Raw genomic sequence first — 21376 nt, 5'->3', positions numbered from 1 at the left:
ACATTCCGCATAAACACAAAAAACCGGTGATTTTGTCTCATGCGCAAACTCGATCGTACCGATATCGGCATTCTCAACAGCCTGCAGGAAAACGCCCGCATCACCAACGCCGAGCTGGCACGCTCGGTCAACCTGTCGCCCACGCCCTGTTTCAACCGGGTGCGGGCCATGGAGGAACTGGGGGTAATCCGCCAGCAGGTGACCTTGTTGTCACCCGAGGCGCTGGGGTTGGATGTAAACGTGTTCATCCATGTCAGCCTGGAAAAGCAGGTGGAGCAGTCGCTGCACCGCTTCGAGGAAGAAATTGCCGAACGGCCCGAGGTGATGGAGTGCTACCTGATGACCGGGGACCCTGATTACCTGTTGCGGGTACTGCTGCCGAGCATCCAGGCGCTGGAGCGGTTTCTTGACTACCTGACGCGGTTGCCGGGGGTGGCCAATATTCGCTCGAGTTTTGCCTTGAAGCAGGTGCGGTACAAGACGGCCTTGCCACTGCCGGCCAACGGCATGACCTTGCGCGAGTAGCCCATCGTCGAGACTTGCGCTGACCCTACGGATCCCGGGGTGCCTCGTAGGTGCTTGATATTTTAAACACCCCCAGCCTATGTTGTTGTCAGCGCACAACAACAAGGACAAGCGTCATGAGCACCGCTCCGCTTCAGGGCATCGATGAAATCGAATGCGTCACCCCCGACCTCAACGGCGTCCCGCGCGGCAAGGTGATGACCGCCGAAGGCTTTCTGGAAGGCCGCCGCCTGCAGATGGCCCGGGGGGTGTTGCTGCAATGCATCATGGGCGGCTACCCGCCGGCGAAATTCTACGGCAGCGACGACGGCGACCTGGCGCTGGTGGCCGAACCCAGCCAGGTCCATCGCCTGCCCTGGAGCAACGACGGTCGCGCCCTGGCCATCTGCGATGCCATTGAACTGGATGGCCGGCCCTCGGCACTGTCCACCCGTGGCCAGCTCAAGGCGGTCATCGCCCGCTACGCGGCCCTGGGGCTGGCGCCCGTGGTGGCGACCGAACTCGAATTCTTTGTTTTTGCCCCCAACAGCGACCCGCAGCAGCCGTTCCAGCCACCCGTAGGCAGCGATGGCCGTCGCGAGCTCGGCCATTCGGCGTTCAGTGTCAGTTCCAACAATGGCCTGCGCCCGTTCTTCAAAGAGGTGTACCACTGCATGGCCGCGCTCGGCCTGCCGCGCGACACGTTCATGCACGAAATGGGCGTTAGCCAGTTCGAGATCAACCTGCTGCACGGCGACCCGCTGGTGCTGGCTGACCAGACCTTCCTGTTCAAGCACCTGCTCAAGGAAGTGGCGCTCAAGCATGGGCTGACCGTGGTGTGCATGGCCAAGCCGCTGGCGCGCACGCCCGGCAGCTCCATGCATATTCACCAGAGCCTGGTCGAAGCCGGCAGCGGGCGTAACGTGTTCAGCGACGAGCAGGGCCAGCCGACCCACACCTTCTACCATTTCATCGGCGGCCTGCAGGCGTGCATGGCCGACTTCACCGCGCTGTTCGCGCCCAACGTCAATTCCTATCAGCGCCTGTGCCACCCCTACGCCTCGCCAAACAATGCCTGCTGGTCTGAGGACAACCGCGCCGCTGGCCTGCGCATTCCGGCCAGTGCGCCAGCAGCGCGGCGGGTCGAAAACCGTTTGCCCGGTGCCGACACCAACCCATACCTGGCCATCGCCGCAAGCCTGGCGGCCGGGCTGCACGGTATCGAGCAGCGCCTGCAACCTTCGCCGGCCATTCAGGGCGAGTTTGAAGTGCCCGAGCACCTGAGCCTGCCGTGTACCCTGCATGCCGCCCTCGAACGGCTCAAGCGCAGCGCACTGGCACGGGAACTGTTCGGCAGCGAGTTCATCGAAGGCTACATCGCCAGCAAGACCTTGGAGCTGACTGATTTCTTCGACGAGATCACCCCGTGGGAGCGCCGGGTGCTGGCGGCACAGGCCTGATCGCGACACGACCTGCACCGGACACGTCCCCGCCACGGCATTTTGCTGGCGGGGGCCTGCACTGACCGGCATTTGCCCTTATGCTGCTAGCACCTACCGCCACCTGACCAGGGAGCTTCTCGGTACGTATGCGAAATGTATGGAAGCCGTTTCAGTCGTTGTATTTCGCCGCGCTGATGATGTTGATCGGTTCGGGCCTGCTCAGTACCTACCTGGCCCTGCGCCTGGCGGCCGACCATGTCGACAGCCTGTGGGTGGGTGCGTTGATGGCGGCCAACTACTTTGGCCTGGCCGTCGGCGGCAAGGTCGGCCACCGGCTGATTGGCCGGGTCGGGCACATTCGCGCCTATGCCACTTGCGCCGGTATCGTCGGTGCGGCGGTGCTGGGGCATGGGCTGACCAATTGGCTACCGGCCTGGGTCGGGCTGCGCATGATCGTGGGCCTGGGCATGATGTGCCAGTACATGGTCATCGAGAGCTGGCTCAACGAGCAGGCCGATGTGAAACACCGCGGGGCGGTGTTCAGCGGCTACATGATCGCCTCGTACCTGGGGCTGGTGCTCGGCCAGCTGATCCTTGTGGTGCACCCAGAGCTTGGGCCGGAGCTGCTGATGCTGGTGGCGATGTGCTTTGCCCTGTGCCTGGTGCCGGTGGCAATGACCCGGCGCATTCACCCGGCGCCCTTGCGCCCGGCACCGATGGAGCCGAAGTTCTTCATCAAGCGCGTGCCGCAGTCGCTCAGTACGGTATTGGGCTCGGGGTTGATCGTCGGCTCGTTCTACGGCCTGGCGCCTTTGTACGCCTCAAGCCAGGGGATGGCGACCGAGCAGATCGGTCTGTTCATGGGTAGCTGTATTTTTGCCGGCCTGCTGGTGCAGTGGCCGCTGGGCTGGTTGTCTGACCGTTACGACCGGGCGGTGCTGATCCGCAGCGTGGCAATAGGCCTGGCGCTGGCGGCTGCGCCATTGGCGATATTGCCTAGTGTGCCGCTGGAGATGCTGTTCGGTATCGGCTTCGTGATTTCGTTGCTGCAGTTCTGCCTGTACCCGCTGGCGGTGGCGTTTTCCAACGACCACGTGGAAAGCGAGCGGCGGGTGTCGCTGACGGCCATGCTGCTGGTGACCTATGGCGTGGGCGCGTGTATCGGGCCACTGGCGGCGGGCGTGCTGATGAAAGTGCTGGGCCCGCAGATGCTCTATGCGTTCTTCGTGTTCTTCGCCCTGGTGCTGGTGTGGCGAATTCGGCCGAAAGCGGTTACCGGGCTGCACCAGGTGCAGGATGCACCGCTGGGCCACGTGGCGATGCCGGCGGCCGGTTCGCCCTTGTCGGCAGCGCTGGACCCACGGGTGGATGAGCAGACCGTGCAGGACGTGATGCAGGCGCCGGTGGCGGCGGAAGACACCGAAGAGGAAGAGAAGGGCGCTGAGAAGGGCCTTGAGCCGGAGAGTGAGGTCAGCAAATCGCTGTAGGCCTGCACTGGCCCCTTCGCGAGTAAACCCGCTTCCACAGGGACCGCACCAGGCCCGAGGGCAGCGCCGTACCTGTGGGAGCGGGTTTACCCGCGAAAGGGACGGCACTGGAAGAACACTAATGAAAACGCCACCTGAAAAGGTGGCGTTTTTGCATTTGGCCGACGATCAATAATCGTCCTTGTCGAACCGCCGCGCCTCGCGTTGCAGCTGGTACACAAAACTCTCGATCTTGCGCTGTGCCTGCCCACTCAGGTTATGGAAGCGCACGCCAGCGAAGGTGGTGTTGATGTGCTCTTCATAGTGCAGGTGACGCAGTTCGACCATGGTGTCCACCAGGCCCAGCGGGTTACCCGCCTTGAAGCGCTCGTACACCTGGCCCAGTTGCAGGCGGCTTTCTACATCGCCTTCAAAACGCAGCTTGCAGCCGGTGGCCGAGATATCCAGCAGTTTGCCACGCAGGGCGCCGTTACCCTTCAGGTGGGTGCCATCGAGGATGATGTCGACCAGTTGCGACAGCTTCAGCGCGGCGCGGAAGGCGTTGCGGCGCTGGTGGTAGGTCATCTCTTGCGGCATGGCGCCGCTGTAGCAGCGGTGGCCGTCGACTTCGCTGATCTTCAGCGCGTGGTTGCATTCCCATGCGATGCGCACGCCGTCGTGGAAGCCCTCAACGCGGAAGTGCTCGCCGTTTTCGATGAATTTTTCACCGTCGCGCGGGATCATCTCGTCCAGCGCCAGGGTGTTGCTTTCACGGTCCACGTGCACCACGTAGCTTTGGAAGCGCTGGCTGCGGTCATGGAAGGTGATGATCAGAGGGTCGTGGCTTTCCTGCAGTTGCCGCAAGTTGGCCGCAATCTCCAAGGGGGTGTTCAGCACCTTTGGCGGTTGCGGGGCTTCGGTTTCATTGAACACGGCTTATCGTTCTCCAGGCAAAAGCGACACACGCAAGTAACGGCATTTTGCCAGTATGTTCCGTGCCTTGATAGAAAAATCACACTTGGCTGAGGGCCCGTGGCTTGGCCAGCAGCGAGGTGCTGCCGCGGCTGTCGTAGAGCGACGGCGAGTCGCCGCCCATGAGGATTCTGATCTGGTTGTTGGTGACGTGTTGCTGCACCTGGATGATCCGGCCGTTGGTCTGGTTGACCTGCTGGCAGTCGTCCATCAGTTTCGACAGCATGTCGAGCCGCTGCAGCATCGCCTCGCCATGGGGCGATTGGGCGGCTACCGCTTGCACGCCAGTGCGATCGGCACTCAGGCCCAGGCTGCCGAGCAACTGGCTGCGGCGCTGGCCATGCTGCTCGAGCAAGATGATCAGCGACTGCTTGCGCGCCAGAATCTGTTCCAGCAGCGGCATGTCGCGGCCATGCAGGGCGATCGCTTCTTTATTCAGAAGGTCGAGCAGTTCCTGCATCGGGGCAATGTCATCTTCGATCAGTTGCAGCAAGGTGGTGTCGTGCATGGCTAACTCTTGGCTTTTCTAGCGTCCGTGAAGTCAGCGCGCCGAACGGTCAGCGCTGGGCTTCGAAATCGAGCAGTTTGCTGGCGATTTTGCCGGCATCGACCTGATAGCTGCCGTCGGCGATCGCCTGTTTCAACTGGGCCACACGGGCACTGTTGACGACTGGCTCGTCGCGCAGCTTGTCGCTGATCTTCTGCAACTGCTGTGCCTCTTGGCTGAGGTGTACCGCTTCTCCGCTGGCGCTGGTGCTGGTGGCCGCTTCCTGGCTGGCGGCCGGTTTTTCGGCGCTGCCGGGCGCGGTATTGCCGCGCACGCCGCCCGTGACGGACGGAGAGTTATTCAAACGACTGAAGTCGATGACCATGATCAGGAACCTCTGGGTATTTGGACGCTTGCCTTGTTTTCGGCCAACCCGAAAGAAACTTTAGGCACAAATGCATAGCCGCCTGTCAGCAAGCTCGCGAACCCGTTTTCTGACACAGTTTAGGAAATGCGGTTCCTCACTGCCAGCGCAATCTGTGGCTGGCTACATACTGACCTCGACCTGGCCCGGGCCAGTAACCCGGGCCTTGACCACCCGTTTGGAATTCAGGTTGCGTACCCGTATCTGTTCGCTCAGGCCGCCCTTGCTCAGGGCTTCGCCAGGCATGCGCACGCTGAGGCTGCCGCTGCGGGCGATGATCACCACCTGGTCGCCCTTGCGCACCACCTCGGCCTGCTCCAGATGCTGCGGGGTGAGCACCTGGTCGATCACCGTGGGGCGCAGCATCTTCATGCCCACCGCCTGGTCCAGTTCGGTCAGAAAACCCTGGCCAAGGGTGCCGACATCGCGCTCGCGCAGGGCCACGTCGCCTTCGCCCACCGTGTTATCGCGCTTGAGTGGGCGGGTGACCACCACCACGTCGCGGAACAGCCGTACCGTGGCCGGGACAAACACCGTCCACGGCGCCGCACTGTCGCAGCGCACCCGTACCGTTACCCGGCCAAGTGGCAGGGAAGGGCTTTCCAGCGAGGCGTCCAGCTGCTGGCTGCACAACGGCATGCGCAGGCGTGGGTCCAGCGGGTTGACCTGGATTTCATAGCGGCCGGGGGTCTGGGTGGTGGCCAGGTAATCTTCTACCGTGAATTCAAGAAACCCTTGGGTGACACCGATAAGCTGTTCAGGCAAGGTAAGCGCGTCCGCTACCGTGCGAACGCCGGGCGCCAGCAGGCACAGCGTGGCCAGCGAGCCAGTCAGCAGGCGCGTCAATCGTCGGAAAAATGTCGTTTTCGTATGCATGACGCTCAAAAAAGCAAAGCCCGTGCCGACTCGTAACTCGAGTTGCAACGAAAGGCTGAAAGATTAAGGAGTCTGGCATGGCGGGTGTTATGGATTCGGTCAACCAGCGCACGCAGCTGGTGGGGCAGAATCGCCTGGAATTGCTGCTGTTCCGCCTCAATGGCGAACAGCTTTATGGCATCAACGTGTTCAAGGTCAGGGAAGTGCTGCAATGCCCTGCGCTGACCCTGCTGCCCAAGGCGCACCCTGTGGTGCGTGGCGTTGCCAACATTCGCGGGGCGACCATCCCGATCCTCGACTTGTCGATGGCCACCGGGTTGCGGCCACTGCAGGAAGAAACACGCAACAGCTTCGTGATCATCACCGAGTACAACACCAAGACCCAGGGCTTCCTGGTGCACTCGGTGGAGCGCATCGTCAACATGAACTGGGAAGAGATCCATCCGCCACCCAAGGGCACCGGCCGTGACCATTACCTGACCGCGGTCACCCGGGTGGACAACCGCATGGTCGAAATCATCGACGTGGAGAAGGTGCTGGCCGAGGTTTCGCCGTCGTCCGAATCTGTGTCGGCCGGGGTGATCGATGCCGAGGTGCAGGACAAGGCCGTGCTGATGCGGGTGCTTACCGTCGATGATTCGTCGGTGGCGCGCAAACAGGTCAGCCGCTGCCTGCAGACCGTGGGGGTGGAAGTCGTGGCACTCAATGATGGCCGTCAGGCCCTGAACTACCTGCGTCAGCTGGTGGATGAGGGCAAAAAGCCGGAAGAAGAGTTCCTGATGATGATCTCGGACATTGAAATGCCGGAAATGGACGGCTATACGCTAACGGCGGAGATCCGCAGCGACCCGCGCATGCAAAAATTGCACATCTGCCTGCATACTTCGCTTTCCGGGGTGTTCAACCAGGCGATGGTCAAGAAGGTCGGCGCCGATGACTTCCTGGCCAAGTTCAAGCCGGACGACCTTGCCCAGCGGGTGGTCGACCGGATCAAGGCAGCGCATTGAAGCAGCCGGGGGCGCGCCCCCGGCACCAGTGATTGAAAAGAGGCGGCAAGAGTGTCTACGGGTAATTTGGATTTCGAACAGTTCCGGGTATTCCTGGAGAAAGCCTGTGGCATCCTGCTGGGCGAAAATAAGCAGTACCTGGTTTCCAGCCGTCTCAACAAGCTGATGGAGCAACAGGGCATCAAGAGCCTGGGTGAACTGGTGCAGCGCATCCAGGCCCAGCCCCGCGGTGGTTTGCGTGAGCAGGTGGTGGATGCGATGACCACCAACGAAACCCTGTGGTTTCGCGATACCTACCCGTTCGAAGTGCTGAAGAACAAGGTGATCCCCGAGTTCATCCGCAACAACCCCGGCCAGCGCCTGCGCATGTGGTCGGCGGCCTGTTCGTCGGGGCAGGAGCCGTATTCCATTTCGATGGCCATCGACGAGTTCGAGCGCAGCAACCTTGGCCAGTTGAAGATGGGTGCGCAGATCGTTGCCACCGACCTGTCCGGCACCATGCTCACCAACTGCAAGACCGGTGAGTACGACAGCTTGGCCATTGCCCGCGGTTTGTCCCAGGAACGCCTGCAACGCTACTTCGACCCCAAGGGGGCGGGGCGCTGGGCGGTGAAGCCGGCGATTCGCAGCCGCGTCGAGTTCCGCTCGTTCAACCTGCTTGACAGCTATGCCAGCCTGGGCAAATTCGACATCGTGTTCTGCCGCAACGTGCTGATCTACTTTTCGGCACAGGTGAAGCGCGACATCCTGCTGCGCATTCACAGCACATTGAAGCCGGGTGGCTACCTGTTCCTTGGCGCCTCGGAGGCGCTGAACGGGTTGCCGGACCATTACCAGATGGTCCAGTGCAGCCCGGGGATCATCTACCAGGCCAAGTAATCAAGAAGGCCGGCAGCGAAAACTGCCGGCCTTTTTGCTGTCTGTGCCGGCCTCTTCGCGGGTAAACCCGCTCCCACAGGTTCGGTGCCGCCCTCAGGCCTTGCACAGGTCCTTGTGGGAGCGGGTTTACCCGCGAAGGGGTCGGTACAGGAAAAACACTGACGTCAATTTTTTGGTTTGCCGCTTTTGCCGCCCGGCAATTGCCGCTTTCGCCGCCCAAGGCGGAAGGCCTTTGCCGCTTTTCTGGCATCACCCTGACACCACTCCACCTCGAAAGCCCATGTTTCCGGGCTTTGCACTGATTGGCACAGCCCTTGCTATACCTTGCTCAACGATATTCCGGTCAACCTCCGAAGGTTTCCCCGACATGAGCATCAGCTTCGACAAGGCGCTTGGTATTCACGAAAAGGCCATGGGCTTCCGCGCCCAGCGCGCCGAAGTGCTGGCCAACAACATCGCCAACGCCGACACGCCTAACTACAAAGCGCGTGACATGGACTTCGCCTCTGTGCTGGCCGCCGAAAGCGACAAGCAGCAGAGCGGCCGCTTCGCCATGGACCGCACCAATAGCCGCCACATCGAAGCCGAAGGCCTCGCCATCGCGGCCGACGATACCCTCAAGTACCGCACGCCGCTGCAGCCATCGATTGACCAGAACACCGTGGACGCGCAGATCGAGCAATCGAACTACACCGAAAACGCCATTGGCTTCCAGGCCAGCTTCACCTTGCTCAACAGCAAATTCAAGGGGCTGGTATCGGCCCTGCGGGGAGAATGACCATGTCCCTTTCCAGCGTCTTCAACATTGCCGGTAGCGGCATGAGCGCGCAGAACACGCGCCTGAACACCGTAGCTTCCAACATTGCCAACGCCGAAACCGTCTCGTCGAGCATCGATCAGACCTACCGCGCTCGCCACCCGGTGTTCGCCACCACCTTCCAGGATGCGCAGGCTGGCACCAGCCAGTCGCTGTTCGAAGACCAGGGTGAAGCAGGGCAGGGCGTACAGGTAAAAGGCATCGTCGAAGACCAGAGCACCCTGGAGGCTCGCTACGAGCCAAACCACCCGGCGGCGAACAAGGATGGCTACGTCTACTACCCGAACGTCAATGTGGTCGAGGAGATGGCTGACATGATCTCCGCGAGCCGTGCGTTCCAGACCAACGCCGAGCTGATGAACACGGCCAAGAGCATGATGCAGAAAGTTCTGACTCTCGGGCAGTGATAGGAAACCGACATGACCACTACCAACTCCACCTCTGACGTCGGCAGCGCGTACCTGACCTCGCTGCAACAGCAGAGGTCGAAGACCGACAGCAGCACCGGCGCTGCCGGCAGTGCGCTGGGCAAAGATGCCTTTCTGCAGTTGCTGGTTACCCAGATGAAGAACCAGAACCCGCTCGATCCGCAGGAAAACGGCGAGTTCGTGGCACAGCTGGCGCAGTTCAGCAGCCTCGAGAGCATGCAGTCGCTCAATGACTCGGTGACCTACATCGCGGCGGGGCTGCAGTCCTCGCAGGCGCTGCAGGCTTCGTCACTGGTCGGGCGCAATGTGATTGTCCAGACCGACAAGGCTGTGGTCGACACCAGCAAGGATATGAAAGGCACGGTCAACCTGACGTCGTCCAGCACTGCTACCTCGGTGGGCATCTACGACAAGGACGACAAACTGGTCCGCACCCTCGACCTGGGTACCCAGAAAGCCGGCAAGGTCGACTTTACCTGGAATGGCCTGAACGACGACGGCGAAGCAGCGCCAGCCGGTACCTACACCTTCAAGGCAACTGCCTCGATTGACGGCAAGGCTACGGCAATGACCACCAACCTGCCGGCCTCGGTTACCAGTGTGACCATGGGTACCAACGGTTCGGAGATGACACTCAACCTGGCTGGGCTGGGCAGTGTTGCGCTTTCCAAAATCCAAAGCATCGGCATCTAGGGCCTGAGCAAAACGACAGGAGTTAAACATGTCTTTCAATACCGGCCTTAGCGGCCTATATGCAGCGAACAAGGCCCTGAACGTTACCGGCAACAACATTGCCAACGTTGCCACTACCGGCTTCAAGTCGTCGCGCGCCGAGTTCGCCGACCAGTATTCCAACTCCATTCGCGGCACCAGTGCCGGCAAGAACGTGGTTGGCACCGGCGTGAAGACTGCCGCCGTGTCGCAGATGTTCACGCCGGGCAACATCAATGGCACTGGCCAGGCGCTGGACATGGCTATCGATGGCAATGGTTTCTTCGTGATGAACGACAACGGCTCGAAGATCTACACCCGCGCCGGTGCCTTCTACAGCGACAAGGACGGCTACGTGGTCAGCTCGTCGGGCGCCAACCTGCAGGGTTATGCGGTGGATGCCAACGGCAAGATCGTCCAGGGCGTGCTGACCAACCTGCAGATCGACACCTCGAACCTGACGCCGAACCCGACCGGGCGCATTTCCGAGAACGTCAACCTCAACTCCACGGCGACTGCACCCACCCAGACGCCGTTCGATCCGACCAACACCAGCACTTACAACTACACGTTCAATACCGACGTGTACGACAGCCAGGGTAACGCGCACCAGCTGAACCAGTACTTCGTCAAGGATGCCACCAGCAACTCCTGGACCATGTACACCACCATCGACGGGCGCAACCCGGCCAACCCGGCCTTGACCACGCCGCTGGCCAACAATCTGCCGTTCAAATCTGACGGCACGCTGGATTCTGCCTCGATGACGGCTGGTCCGGTGGCCGGTGGGATGACCATCGCGGCCAACAAGACCTTCACCCTCGACAACTGGATCCCGGCGCAGAAGAATGCCGCCGGTGTATGGAGCGCCAACGGCGCTACCGCCAACGTTGCCGGGGTCAACCTGGACATGCTCGGTACCACCCAGTACAACGCAGCCTCGGCCACCACCGCCAAGAGCCAGGACGGCTTTGCCACTGGTGAGCTGTCGGGCCTGACCATCGACGAAAGCGGCAACATGTTCGCCAACTTCACCAATGGCCAGGACAAGGTGATCGGCCAGGTGGCTATCGCCAACTTTGCCAACCTGCAGGGCCTTACCCCGATTGGTGGCACCAGCTGGAAAGAGTCCTACGCCTCGGGCGTGCCGGTGATCGGCGCCCCGGACACCGGTACCTTGGGCCAGATCACCGGCGGTGCACTGGAAGACTCCAACGTCGACCTGACCGGCGAGCTGGTCAACCTGATCAAGGCGCAGAGCAACTACCAGGCGAACGCCAAGACCATTTCCACCGAAAGCACCATCATGCAGACCATCATCCAGATGACCTGATGGCCGCCTGCTAGTGTGGTTTTGTCTGTGATTGGGGCCGCAAAGCGGCCCCAAGTTCTTCAAGGTTCACGCCCATGAAACGGCTAATGCTCACCGCCCTGCTGGCCATGGCCTTGCCGCTCTCGGCCGCTCCCGCCCCGTTCTACCAATGGCAAAGCCTGGCCACCGGCCGCTACCTGTGCTCGGCCACCAACCCGGGCGAGGGTTGGGTGCGCCATTCCGGCCCCTACAACAACGCCGCTTGCCGCACCTTCTGACACGCCCTTGCCGCAGGCGGCAAACATCCGCCGACAAACTGACGTTTGTTGCCCCTTGCCGCGCTGAAACCCCCGTAAACAGGCGGTTTCAGACTTGGTTCGATTATTGCTTCGAACCTGCCCAGTGACAGCGCGGCAGCGACGCGCAGAGGAGATACTGTGGACAAGTTGCTTTATGTGGCCATGACCGGCGCCAGCCAGAACGCGCTGGCGCAAAAGGCCCACGCCAACAACCTGGCGAACATTTCCACCAACGGCTTTCAGCGTGACCTGGAACAGGCGCGTTCGATGCCGGTGTTCGGCGACAGCTTTCCGGCGCGCGCCTTTGCCATGACTGAGCGCCCGGCCACCGACTTCAGTGAAGGCCCGTTGGTCGAGACCGGTCGTGACCTGGATGTTGCCGTGACCGGCAAGGGCTTCATCGCCGTGCAGGCACCGGACGGCAGTGAAGCCTACGTGCGTACCGGCAGCCTGAACATCGACGCCCTCGGCGTGCTGCGTGCCGGCAACGGCATGCCGGTGATCGGCAACGGTGGCCCTATTGCCATCCCGCCGGAGCAGAAGGTTGAGGTCGGCGCCGACGGCACCCTCAGCATTCGCTCCATGGGTGAAGACCCGCGGGTGATGGCCGAGGTCGACCGCATCAAGCTGGTCAACCCGGACACCAAGGGCCTGACCAAAGGCGTGGACGGTCTGATCCATACCACCTCTGGCCAGCCGGCCGACGCCGACGTCAACGTGCGGGTGGTGGCGGGCTTCCTGGAAGGCAGCAACGTCAACGCTGTCGAGGAAATGACCTCGGTGCTGGCGCTGTCCCGCCAGTTCGAACTGCACGTCAAGATGATGAACACGGCCAAGGAAGGCGACGAAGCCATGGCTCGGGTTTTGCAAATCGGCTAATCACTTTTGAACGGGTGCCGTAAAACAGGCGCACGAGGAGAAACTACATGCTTCCGGCTCTTTGGGTCGCTAAAACCGGCCTGTCCGCCCAGGACACTAACCTGACGGTCATTTCCAACAACCTGGCCAACGTCTCCACCACCGGCTTCAAGCGTGATCGTGCCGAATTCGCGGACCTGCTCTACCAGATCAAGCGTCAGCCTGGCGCGCAGTCGACCCAGGACAGCGAGCTGCCTTCGGGCCTGCAGGTGGGTACCGGTGTGCGCATTGTCGGTACGCAAAAAAGCTTCGTGGCCGGCAGCCTGCAAACCACTGAGAACCCGCTGGACATGGCGGTCAACGGTCGTGGTTTCTTCCAGATCCTGCAGCCGGATGGCACCGTGTCGTACACCCGTGACGGCACCTTCCACCTGAACTCCGACGGCCAGATCGTCAACGCCGATGGCTTTGCGCTGGAGCCTGCCATCGTGGTCCCTAACGACGCCCAGACCTTCACCGTCGGGCAGGATGGCACCGTGTCGATCACCACCGCCGGCAACCCGGCTGCGCAGGTTATCGGCAACATTCAGACCGCCGACTTCATCAACCCGGCTGGCCTGCAGGCGATGGGTAACAACTTGTTCCTGGAAACCGCTGCCAGTGGTGCACCGCAGGTCGGCACTCCGGGCCTCAATGGCTTTGGCACTACCCTTCAGCAGACGCTGGAAAACTCCAACGTCAGCACGGTGGAAGAGCTGGTGAACATGATCACCACCCAGCGCGCCTATGAGATGAACTCCAAGGTCATCTCCACCGCCGACCAGATGCTGTCGTTCGTGACCCAACAGCTCTAACCCCTGTCGCTTCGTTACACCCGTGAGGTATGCATCATGAATCGTCTGTTGTCCGTGTTCGCCCTGGGGGGGGCGGTGTTGCTGGCAGGTTGCGTCGGCCCGACGCCCAAGCCCAACGACCCGTACTACGCGCCGGTACTGCCGCGCACCCCGTTGCCGGCAGCGGCCAACAACGGTTCCATCTACCAGGCCGGTTTCGAGCAGAACCTGTACAGCGACCGCAAGGCGTTCCGGGTGGGTGACATCATCACCATCACCCTCAACGAGAAAACGTCGGCCAGCAAGAACGCCGGTTCGCAGATCCAGAAGAACAGCAAGGCCGACATTGGCCTGACCTCGCTGTTCGGCAGCACCCCGAACACCAATAACCCGTTCGGTGGCGGCGACCTGTCGCTGGAGGCCGGCTACAACGGCGAACGCGCCACCAAGGGCGACAGCAAGGCCACCCAGGGCAACACCCTGACCGGTTCGATTACCGTGACCGTGGCCGAAGTGCTGCCCAACGGCATCATCGCCGTGCGCGGCGAGAAGTGGCTGACCCTGAACACCGGCGAAGAGCTGGTGCGCATTGCCGGCATGATCCGCGCCGACGACATCGCCACCGACAACACCGTGCCGTCCACCCGTGTGGCCGACGCGCGCATCACCTATTCCGGTACCGGCTCGTTCGCCGATGCCAGCCAGCCCGGGTGGCTGGACCGCTTCTTCATCAGCCCGCTTTGGCCTTTCTGAGTATGACCATGTTCAACGTGAGGCAGCTGATTGCCGCAACCCTGCTCCTGTCCTGTGCCTTCGGTGCGCACGCAGAGCGCCTGAAGGACATCGCCAGCATTTCTGGCGTGCGTTCCAACCAGTTGATCGGTTACGGCCTGGTGGTGGGGCTGAACGGCACGGGTGACCAGACCACCCAGACGCCGTTCACCCTGCAAACCTTCAACAACATGCTGTCGCAGTTCGGCATCAAGGTGCCGGCCGGCTCCGGCAACGTGCAACTGAAGAACGTCGCGGCGGTGTCGGTGCATGCCGACCTGCCGGCGTTCGCCAAGCCCGGCCAGGTGGTGGACATTACCGTGTCGTCGATCGGTAACTCCAAGAGCCTGCGTGGCGGCAGCTTGCTGATGACCCCGCTCAAGGGTATCGACGGCAACGTCTACGCCATCGCCCAGGGCAACCTGGTGGTGGGAGGCTTTGACGCCGAAGGCCGTGACGGCTCGAAGATCACCGTCAACGTTCCGTCGGCCGGTCGCATTCCCGGGGGTGCCAGTGTCGAGCGGGCAGTGCCGAGCGGCTTCAACCAGGGCAATACCCTGACCCTGAACCTCAATCGCCCCGACTTCACCACCGCCAAGCGCATCGTCGACAAGGTCAACGACCTGCTCGGCCCGGGTGTGGCCCAGGCCGTGGACGGTGGTTCGGTGCGGGTCAGTGCGCCGATGGACCCCAGCCAGCGCGTAGATTATCTGTCGATCCTCGAAAACCTCGAAATCGACCCGGGCCAGGCGGTGGCCAAGGTCATCATCAATTCGCGTACCGGCACCATCGTCATCGGCCAGAACGTCAAGGTGTCGCCGGCGGCGGTAACCCACGGCAGCCTGACCGTGACCATCACCGAAGACCCGATCGTCAGCCAGCCGGGGGCGTTCTCCAATGGCCAGACGGCCGTGGTGCCACGCTCTCGGGTAAACGCCGAGCAGGAAGCCAAGCCGATGTTCAAGTTCGGCCCGGGCACCACGCTGGATGAGATCGTCCGTGCGGTGAACCAGGTGGGCGCAGCGCCCGGCGACCTGATGGCCATTCTCGAAGCCCTGAAACAGGCCGGCGCCTTGCAGGCCGACCTGATCGTGATCTGAGGACGGCGCGGATGAACATCAAAAGCCAGGTTTCCGGCAGTGCCGACAGCGGCGCCTACACCGACCTCAACCGCCTGAGTGCGCTCAAGCACGGTGACCGCGACAGCGAAGCCAACGTGCGCAAGGTGGCTCAGGAGTTCGAGTCGCTGTTCATCAGCGAAATGCTCAAGGCCTCACGCAAGGCAAGCGACGTGCTAGCCGACGACAACCCGATGAACACCGAAACGGTCAAGCAGTACCGCGACATGTACGACCAGCAGCTGGCCGTGAGCATGTCCCGCGAAGGTGGTGGTATCGGTCTGCAGGATGTGCTGGTGCGCCAGCTGACCAAGGGCCGCAGTGCTTCGATCAACACCAGCCCGTTCCCGCGTGCAGATGGCACTGGCCCGGCGCTGTGGGGCAACAAGGTGGCGGAGCCGGTGCGTGCTACGGAATCGGCCGCCACCCGTAACGACGTCGCTGCGCTCAACTCGCGGCGCCTGGCCTTGCCGAGCAAGCTTACCGACCGCCTGCTGGCCGGGATCGTGCCATCGGCCGCCACGGCCAATAACGCCGCCGTGCCGGCCCGTGACGGCCAGCAAGTGGCCAAGGCATTCGCTGTGCCGGATAACGGCCTGCGCATTGTCGGCCGCGCCGTGGCCCAGCCGCCGCTGGCGCCGAACAAGGCGTTTACCGACAGTGACGAATTCGTCGCCACCATGTTGCCGATGGCCGAGCAAGCGGCCAAGCGCATTGGTATCGACCCGCGCTACCTGGTGGCCCAAGCCGCGCTGGAAACCGGCTGGGGCAAATCGGTGATGCGCAATACCGATGGCAGCAGCAGCCACAACCTGTTCGGCATCAAGGCCACCGGCAACTGGCAGGGTGAGCAGGCACGGGCGATCACCAGCGAGTTCCGCGATGGCCAGTTCGTCAAGGAAACCGCAGCGTTCCGCAGCTATGACTCGTACCAGGACAGCTTCCACGACCTGGTGAACCTGCTGCAGGGCAATTCTCGCTATCAAGATGCGCTGGACTCGGCCGATAACCCTGAGCAGTTTGCAAGAGAGCTGCAGAAGGCAGGTTACGCGACCGACCCGGGCTATGCGAAGAAGATCATCAGCATCGCCCAGCAAATGCAGTCAACCCCGCAATACGCCATGGCTGGCAGAACCACGAATCTATAAAAGGACTAAATCATGTCGAGCCTGATTTCCATCGGCCTGAGTGGCCTGAGTGCCAGCCAGGCGGCCTTGTCGGTAACCAGTAACAACATCGCCAACGCCGCGACCAGTGGCTACTCGCGCCAGCAGACGGTTCAGGCGGCGGGGCCCTCGCACAACATCGGCGCGGGGTTCCTGGGTACTGGTACCACGCTGGCGGACGTGCGCCGCATCTACAGCTCGTATCTGGACAACCAGCTGCAGACTGCTACCTCGCTGCAGGCCGACTCGGTTGCCTTCCAGGACCAGATCACCAGCATCGACAAGCTGCTGGCCGATCGCGATACCGGCATCAGCTCGGTCCTTACCGCGTTCTTCTCGGCCCTGCAGACGGCGGCGGCCAAGCCCGGTGACGTTGCCTCCCGGCAGCTGTTGCTGACCCAGGCGCAAACCCTGAGCAACCGTTTCAACGCGGTGAGCACTCAGCTGACCCAGCAGAACGAAACGATCAACTCCCAGCTCGACACCATGGCTGGCCAGGTCAACAAGCTCACCGCCAGTATCGCCGAGTACAACAAGCAGATCGCGGCGGCCTCTGGCACCGGCAACACGCCCAACAGCCTGCTGGATGCACGCAGCGAAGCAGTGCGCCAGCTCAACGAGCTGGTTGGCGTGACCGTGCAGGAACGTGACGGCAACTACGACGTGTACCTGGGCAGCGGCCAGTCGCTGGTGACCGGCAACAAGGCCAACACCTTGTCGGTGCAGCCGGGTACTGCCGACAAGAGCCAGGCCAGCCTGCGCATCAACTACGAGTCGTTCAGCTCCGACGTGACCTCGGTGGTGACAGGTGGCGCGATCGGCGGGCTGCTACGCTACCGCCAGGACGTGCTGATGCCATCCATGAACGAGCTGGGCCGTGTTGCCCTGGTGGTGTCGGACAGCATCAACAGCCAGCTGGGGCAGGGCCTGGATGCCAATGGCCAGTTTGGCAGCTCGCTGTTCTCCAGCATCAACAGCGCCACTGCCGTTGCCCAGCGCAGCCTGGCTTCGTCGAACAACAGCACCGGCTCCGGCAACCTGGACGTGACCATCGCCAACAGCGGTGCGCTGACCACCTACGACTACGAGGTGAAGTTCACCAGCGCCAACCAGTACAGCGTGCGCCGCTCCGACGGCACCGACATGGGCAGCTTCGACCTCAGCACCGACCCGGCGCCGGTGATAGACGGCTTCAGCCTGTCGCTGAAAGGCGGTGGCCTGGCGGCCGGCGACAGCTTCAAGGTGATCCCTACCCGTGCGGCGGCCGGCAGCATCACCACTACCCTGACCGATGCCAACAAACTGGCCTTCGCCGGGCCGATCAGTGCCGCGGCAGGCAGTGGCAACAGCGGTACCGGCACCATCACCCAACCTACGCTGGGCGAATCGCTGGATATCTATGGCGGTGCCGATACCGCACTGATCCAGCAGTCGATTCGCGACTCGATGCCGGTGCGCGTAGTGTTCGACGCCGCCAGTGGTGGCTCCCAGGGCTACAAGCTGTTCGATGCCAAGGGCACCCAGATTGGCACCGGCAGCGTGGTCCCGGGTACCGACAACAAGCTGTCGGTGGCTGTGCCAATGCTGGATGCCGCCGGGCAGCCGATTCTCGATGGCAGCGGCAACCCGCGCACGTTCAGCGTCGAGACCACCATCGGCGGCAGCCCGGCGGCCAATGACAGCTTTACCCTGTCGTTCAATGCCGACGGCAAGGCCGACAACCGCAACGCCACGGCGCTGCTGGGCCTGCAGACCAAGTCGACGGTGAACACCGGTTCCGGCGGTGGCACCAGCTTCACGTCGGCCTATGCATCGCTGGTCGAGCGCGTGGGTGCCAAAGCCAACCAGGCGACCATCGACACCACGGCGACCGAGGCGGTACTCAAGTCCGCCAGCGAAAGCCGCAGCGCGGTATCTGGCGTCAACCTCGATGACGAGGCGGCCAGCCTGGTGAAATTCCAGCACTACTACACGGCTTCGTCGCAAATCATCAAGGCGGCGCAAGAAACCTTCAGCACCCTGATCAATGCCTTGTAAGGAGTAGACTCTCGTGCGTATTTCCACTGCTCAGTTCTATGAGGCCAGCGCCAGTAGCTACTCCAAGAACTTCTCCACCATGAACAAGACCAACGATCAGGTCACGTCGGGTATTCGCATTCAGACCGCGGCCGATGACCCGGTCGGCGCGGCGCGTCTGCTGCTGCTGCAACAGCAGCAGTCGCTGCTGGACCAGTACAGCGGCAACATCAACACGGTGAGCAACGCCCTGCTGCAGGAGGAGAGCGTACTCTCCACCATCAACGACGCCATGCAGCGCGCCAGCGAGCTGGCGATCCGTGCTGGCGGCCCAGGGGTTACCGACTCTGACCGTGTGGCCATCAGTACCGAGCTGAAAGAGATCGAGGCGAACATCTTCGGCCTGCTCAACTCGCGCGATGCCAACGGCGACTACATGTTCGGCGGCTCCAAGAGCACCACGCCACCCTATGTGCGCAACTCCGACGGCACCTACAGCTACAACGGTGACCAGACCCAGCTGAGTCTGCAGGTGTCCGACACCCTGAATCTGGCCACCAACGACACCGGCTTCACCATCTTCGATTCCGCCAGCAACAAGAGCCGCACGCAGTCGACCCTGGTGGTGCCCGCCACTGACGATGGCGTGGTCGGGGTATCGTCTGGCCTGATGACCTCGAGTACCAGCTACAACAACAGCTTTACCGCCGGCCAGCCGTACAAGCTGACCTTCACCAGCGCGACCCAGTACACCATCACCGATGCAAGTGGCAGGGACATCACCTCTGAAACCGCCACCAACGGTACCTTCGACAGCAAGACCGAAGGCGCCAACAGCATTGCCCTGCGTGGCGTCGAGTTTGAAATCACCGTTACCGTGGAGGAGGGCGCCGATGCCGACGCCGCGGTGGCAGGGCGCGAGTTTTCGCTGGCGGCCCGCCCGGACTCGTTCAACACCACCCGCAACGCCGGCAACACCTCCAGCGCCCAGGTCACCAGCGGCACCGTGACCGACGAAGCGGCTTATCGCAGCACTTTCCCCAGCAACGGGGCTGTGATCAAGTTCACCGGGCCTGGCGCCTACGAGCTCTATGCCCAGCCGCTGACGGCTGACAGCAAGGCAGTGGCCACGGGCACCTACACCGCACCAGCCTTGACGGTGGCGGGTGTCACGTATCAGGTGAGCGGTTCGCCGGAGGCGGGTGACCAGTTCGCGGTTACCGCCAATACGCACCAGAACCAGAATGTTCTGGAAACCCTCAGCCAGTTGCGTGCTGCGCTGGATACGCCGGTAACGGGTGTAGGCCAGGCCAATGCGCTGAAGGATGCGGCGGCGTCGGCAATCGCCAACCTGGCCAGTGCCCGTGAGCAGGTCGATATCACCCGTGGTTCGATCGGTGCCCGTGGCAATTCGCTGGAGATCCAGCGCCAGGAAAACACCAGCCTGGGCCTGGCCAACAAGACCACCCAGAACGCCATCGGCAACACCGACATGTCGCAGGCGGCCATCACCCTCACCTTGCAGCAGGCCATGCTGGAGGCCTCGCAGCTGGCCTTCTCGCGCATTTCGCAGCTGAGCCTGTTCAACAAGCTCTGATCTGTCTTGCTGAAGCCGGGGCCGCTTTGTGCCCCTTCGCGGGCTTGCCCGCTCCCACAGGGATTGCGCAGGCCTCAGGCGCACGCAAAACCTGTGGGAGCGGGCAAGCCCGCGAAGGGGCGCAAAGCGGCCCCGGCTTTTTCATGCCCGCGAAAATTCCGGTTTCTCACACCTTCGGCACGGCTTTCGTAGCATTTCAATGTGACCAATGAGTCAAAACGATCATCTTCCCTGTATTCTATGCAGCAGCTGTTGCAGCATTTTGTTACCGGTGCGCAGGTGAGCCCTGCCTTCAACCTCTGGCGGTGACGCGCCCCGGTATTTGGCGCCCTCAATTCATCGAGTGGTGGTCTTTGGCTGTTTTCATTGGGAAGCCAGAATGATTGGCATCAAAAGCATTGCGAGTTACGTGCCTACCGCTGGCCTGGACAACTACGTCCAGGGTGCGAAGTTCGGCAAGGACGAAGAGTTCATGTTCGGCAAGATCGGCGCGTCGTTCCTGCCGCGCAAGGCCGAAGAGCAGGAAACTTCCGACCTGTGCGTAGAAGCCGCCCGGGCCCTGTTTGCCAGCAACCCTGACCTTGATCCGCAGTCGATCGATGCGCTGATCGTGGTCACCCAGAACGGTGACGAAGAAGGCCTGCCGCACACCGCAGCCATCGTCCAGAGCAAGCTCGGCCTGTCTACCCGCGTGGCGGCGTTCGATGTGTCGCTGGGTTGCTCCGGTTATGTGTATGGCCTGTACGCGATCAAAGGCTTCATGGAAGCGGCAGGGCTGAAAAACGGCCTGCTGATCACGGCCGACCCGTATTCGAAGATCGTCGACCCGGAAGACCGCAACACCACCATGCTGTTCGGCGATGCCGCCACAGCCACCTGGATGGGTGAAGACGCGGTCTGGAACCTGGGCCAGGCGCGTTTTGGCACTGACGGCTCCGGTGCCGAGCACCTGAAAGTAACTGACGGCAAGTTCTTCATGAACGGCCGCCAAGTGTTCAACTTCGCCCTGGTCAAGGTGCCGGCGCACCTGCACGAGCTGCTGGATGCCAGTGGCCTGAAGTCTTCGGATATCGACGCGTTCTGCATCCACCAGGGCAGTGCGGCGATTGTCGACGCCGTGGCGCGGCGCTTCGAAGAGCAGCACCCGGAGAAGTTCGTCAAGGACATGCTGGAAACCGGCAATACCGTGTCCTCCAGTGTGCCGCTGCTGCTGCAGAAGCACATGCTCGACGGCAGCTGGAAGCGTGTGGCGATCAGCGGCTTTGGCGTAGGCCTGTCGTGGGGCTCGGCCATCCTGTACCGCGACTGATCCCCCAGCAGTCCCAAAAGCGCCCGGCGGCCACCGCCCGGCGCTTTTTTTTTGCCTGCAAGATTCTGTGGCGTGGCGCCGCTT

22 protein-coding genes are annotated in these 21376 nt (G+C 62.2%); 18 read left to right on the top strand and 4 right to left on the bottom strand.

Annotation, left to right across the window (positions count from 1 at the left end; all coding sequences use genetic code 11):
* Positions 1-39: 39 nt before the first annotated feature.
* The 3 genes from bkdR (at position 40) to E8E78_RS27015 (ending at position 3433) form a co-directional block, all read left to right on the top strand.
* Positions 40-525 carry a Bkd operon transcriptional regulator BkdR gene (bkdR, locus tag E8E78_RS27025; RefSeq protein WP_012273540.1) on the top strand — a complete coding sequence of 162 codons (486 nt, stop codon included), beginning with the start codon at positions 40-42 and terminating at the stop codon, positions 523-525.
* Between the two features lie 197 nt (positions 526-722).
* Entirely contained in the window at positions 723-1964 is a 1242-nt protein-coding gene (locus E8E78_RS27020; protein WP_162465270.1) for a glutamine synthetase family protein, read from the top strand.
* A gap of 128 nt (positions 1965-2092) precedes the next feature.
* The gene (locus tag E8E78_RS27015) at positions 2093-3433 is read left to right on the top strand and encodes an MFS transporter (RefSeq protein ID WP_061203397.1); all 1341 of its coding nucleotides are present in this window, start codon (positions 2093-2095) and stop codon (positions 3431-3433) included.
* 168 nt (positions 3434-3601) lie between these two features.
* Here E8E78_RS27015 and E8E78_RS27010 read toward each other — a convergent pair whose 3' ends face one another.
* The 4 genes from E8E78_RS27010 to flgA form a co-directional block, all read right to left on the bottom strand.
* Positions 3602-4345, bottom strand: a complete 744-nt coding sequence (locus E8E78_RS27010) for a flagellar brake protein (RefSeq protein WP_016498511.1) — start codon at positions 4343-4345, stop codon at positions 3602-3604.
* Between the two features lie 79 nt (positions 4346-4424).
* A complete protein-coding gene (locus E8E78_RS27005) occupies positions 4425-4892 on the bottom strand; it encodes a flagellar protein FlgN (RefSeq protein ID WP_019471387.1) in 468 nt (155 codons plus the stop codon).
* Positions 4893-4941: 49 nt separating this feature from the next.
* On the bottom strand, positions 4942-5256 hold the full coding sequence (gene flgM, locus E8E78_RS27000; RefSeq protein WP_059394767.1) for a flagellar biosynthesis anti-sigma factor FlgM: 315 nt from the start codon (positions 5254-5256) through the stop codon (positions 4942-4944).
* A gap of 162 nt (positions 5257-5418) precedes the next feature.
* Positions 5419-6171: a flagellar basal body P-ring formation chaperone FlgA gene (flgA, locus tag E8E78_RS26995; RefSeq protein WP_041167646.1), complete on the bottom strand. Its 753-nt coding sequence runs from the start codon at positions 6169-6171 to the stop codon at positions 5419-5421.
* Between the two features lie 77 nt (positions 6172-6248).
* Here flgA and E8E78_RS26990 point away from each other — a divergent pair, with 77 nt between their 5' ends.
* The 15 genes from E8E78_RS26990 (at position 6249) to E8E78_RS26920 (ending at position 21292) form a co-directional block, all read left to right on the top strand.
* Positions 6249-7178: a chemotaxis protein CheV gene (locus tag E8E78_RS26990; RefSeq protein ID WP_016498515.1), complete on the top strand. Its 930-nt coding sequence runs from the start codon at positions 6249-6251 to the stop codon at positions 7176-7178.
* A 51-nt stretch (positions 7179-7229) separates the two neighbouring features.
* Positions 7230-8057 (top strand): protein-glutamate O-methyltransferase CheR, encoded by an 828-nt coding sequence (gene cheR / locus E8E78_RS26985; RefSeq protein WP_019471391.1) that lies wholly within the window; start codon positions 7230-7232, stop codon positions 8055-8057.
* Between the two features lie 367 nt (positions 8058-8424).
* Positions 8425-8835: a flagellar basal body rod protein FlgB gene (flgB, locus tag E8E78_RS26980; protein WP_016498517.1), complete on the top strand. Its 411-nt coding sequence runs from the start codon at positions 8425-8427 to the stop codon at positions 8833-8835.
* A 2-nt stretch (positions 8836-8837) separates the two neighbouring features.
* The gene (gene flgC / locus E8E78_RS26975; RefSeq protein WP_059394768.1) at positions 8838-9281 is read left to right on the top strand and encodes a flagellar basal body rod protein FlgC; all 444 of its coding nucleotides are present in this window, start codon (positions 8838-8840) and stop codon (positions 9279-9281) included.
* A 12-nt stretch (positions 9282-9293) separates the two neighbouring features.
* Entirely contained in the window at positions 9294-9995 is a 702-nt protein-coding gene (gene flgD / locus E8E78_RS26970) for a flagellar hook assembly protein FlgD (protein WP_059394769.1), read from the top strand.
* Between the two features lie 28 nt (positions 9996-10023).
* Entirely contained in the window at positions 10024-11346 is a 1323-nt protein-coding gene (flgE, locus tag E8E78_RS26965; RefSeq protein WP_059394770.1) for a flagellar hook protein FlgE, read from the top strand.
* Positions 11347-11420: 74 nt separating this feature from the next.
* On the top strand, positions 11421-11603 hold the full coding sequence (locus tag E8E78_RS26960) for a hypothetical protein (protein ID WP_061203395.1): 183 nt from the start codon (positions 11421-11423) through the stop codon (positions 11601-11603).
* Between the two features lie 159 nt (positions 11604-11762).
* Complete coding sequence (locus tag E8E78_RS26955; RefSeq protein ID WP_016498522.1) at positions 11763-12503, top strand: flagellar basal body rod protein FlgF; 741 nt, start codon at positions 11763-11765, stop codon at positions 12501-12503.
* 47 nt (positions 12504-12550) lie between these two features.
* Positions 12551-13336 carry a flagellar basal-body rod protein FlgG gene (flgG, locus tag E8E78_RS26950; RefSeq protein ID WP_059394771.1) on the top strand — a complete coding sequence of 262 codons (786 nt, stop codon included), beginning with the start codon at positions 12551-12553 and terminating at the stop codon, positions 13334-13336.
* A gap of 36 nt (positions 13337-13372) precedes the next feature.
* Complete coding sequence (gene flgH / locus E8E78_RS26945) at positions 13373-14068, top strand: flagellar basal body L-ring protein FlgH (protein WP_016488460.1); 696 nt, start codon at positions 13373-13375, stop codon at positions 14066-14068.
* 2 nt (positions 14069-14070) lie between these two features.
* Complete coding sequence (locus E8E78_RS26940) at positions 14071-15186, top strand: flagellar basal body P-ring protein FlgI (RefSeq protein ID WP_016498524.1); 1116 nt, start codon at positions 14071-14073, stop codon at positions 15184-15186.
* Positions 15187-15197: 11 nt separating this feature from the next.
* Complete coding sequence (gene flgJ, locus E8E78_RS26935; RefSeq protein WP_059394772.1) at positions 15198-16352, top strand: flagellar assembly peptidoglycan hydrolase FlgJ; 1155 nt, start codon at positions 15198-15200, stop codon at positions 16350-16352.
* Between the two features lie 12 nt (positions 16353-16364).
* Positions 16365-18407 carry a flagellar hook-associated protein FlgK gene (flgK, locus tag E8E78_RS26930; RefSeq protein ID WP_280311693.1) on the top strand — a complete coding sequence of 681 codons (2043 nt, stop codon included), beginning with the start codon at positions 16365-16367 and terminating at the stop codon, positions 18405-18407.
* A 13-nt stretch (positions 18408-18420) separates the two neighbouring features.
* Positions 18421-19983 (top strand): flagellar hook-associated protein 3, encoded by a 1563-nt coding sequence (locus tag E8E78_RS26925; RefSeq protein ID WP_059394774.1) that lies wholly within the window; start codon positions 18421-18423, stop codon positions 19981-19983.
* Between the two features lie 379 nt (positions 19984-20362).
* Positions 20363-21292 (top strand): ketoacyl-ACP synthase III, encoded by a 930-nt coding sequence (locus E8E78_RS26920; RefSeq protein WP_012273519.1) that lies wholly within the window; start codon positions 20363-20365, stop codon positions 21290-21292.
* Positions 21293-21376 lie beyond the last annotated feature (84 nt).

Source organism: Pseudomonas sp. BN505 (assembly GCF_029873175.1).
GTDB classification, from domain to species: Bacteria; Pseudomonadota; Gammaproteobacteria; order Pseudomonadales; family Pseudomonadaceae; genus Aquipseudomonas; species Aquipseudomonas putida.
This window is presented reverse-complemented; position numbering and strand designations above follow the sequence as displayed.

What these genes read in the sequence shown, in the direction of transcription:
- flgD (WP_059394769.1), top strand. Translation starts at nt 9,294, where the DNA reads ATGACCACTACCAACTCCACCTCTGACGTCGGCAGCGCGTACCTGACC.
- E8E78_RS27020 (WP_162465270.1), top strand. Translation starts at nt 723, where the DNA reads ATGACCGCCGAAGGCTTTCTGGAAGGCCGCCGCCTGCAGATGGCCCGG.
- E8E78_RS26960 (WP_061203395.1), top strand. Translation starts at nt 11,421, where the DNA reads ATGAAACGGCTAATGCTCACCGCCCTGCTGGCCATGGCCTTGCCGCTC.
- flgH (WP_016488460.1), top strand. Translation starts at nt 13,373, where the DNA reads ATGAATCGTCTGTTGTCCGTGTTCGCCCTGGGGGGGGCGGTGTTGCTG.
- flgC (WP_059394768.1), top strand. Translation starts at nt 8,838, where the DNA reads ATGTCCCTTTCCAGCGTCTTCAACATTGCCGGTAGCGGCATGAGCGCG.
- flgA (WP_041167646.1), bottom strand. Translation starts at nt 6,171, where the DNA reads ATGCATACGAAAACGACATTTTTCCGACGATTGACGCGCCTGCTGACT.
- E8E78_RS27005 (WP_019471387.1), bottom strand. Translation starts at nt 4,892, where the DNA reads ATGCACGACACCACCTTGCTGCAACTGATCGAAGATGACATTGCCCCG.
- E8E78_RS27015 (WP_061203397.1), top strand. Translation starts at nt 2,093, where the DNA reads ATGCGAAATGTATGGAAGCCGTTTCAGTCGTTGTATTTCGCCGCGCTG.
- bkdR (WP_012273540.1), top strand. Translation starts at nt 40, where the DNA reads ATGCGCAAACTCGATCGTACCGATATCGGCATTCTCAACAGCCTGCAG.
- E8E78_RS26940 (WP_016498524.1), top strand. Translation starts at nt 14,071, where the DNA reads ATGACCATGTTCAACGTGAGGCAGCTGATTGCCGCAACCCTGCTCCTG.
- flgE (WP_059394770.1), top strand. Translation starts at nt 10,024, where the DNA reads ATGTCTTTCAATACCGGCCTTAGCGGCCTATATGCAGCGAACAAGGCC.
- flgM (WP_059394767.1), bottom strand. Translation starts at nt 5,256, where the DNA reads ATGGTCATCGACTTCAGTCGTTTGAATAACTCTCCGTCCGTCACGGGC.
- flgB (WP_016498517.1), top strand. Translation starts at nt 8,425, where the DNA reads ATGAGCATCAGCTTCGACAAGGCGCTTGGTATTCACGAAAAGGCCATG.
- E8E78_RS26990 (WP_016498515.1), top strand. Translation starts at nt 6,249, where the DNA reads ATGGCGGGTGTTATGGATTCGGTCAACCAGCGCACGCAGCTGGTGGGG.
- flgK (WP_280311693.1), top strand. Translation starts at nt 16,365, where the DNA reads ATGTCGAGCCTGATTTCCATCGGCCTGAGTGGCCTGAGTGCCAGCCAG.
- flgG (WP_059394771.1), top strand. Translation starts at nt 12,551, where the DNA reads ATGCTTCCGGCTCTTTGGGTCGCTAAAACCGGCCTGTCCGCCCAGGAC.
- E8E78_RS26920 (WP_012273519.1), top strand. Translation starts at nt 20,363, where the DNA reads ATGATTGGCATCAAAAGCATTGCGAGTTACGTGCCTACCGCTGGCCTG.
- flgJ (WP_059394772.1), top strand. Translation starts at nt 15,198, where the DNA reads ATGAACATCAAAAGCCAGGTTTCCGGCAGTGCCGACAGCGGCGCCTAC.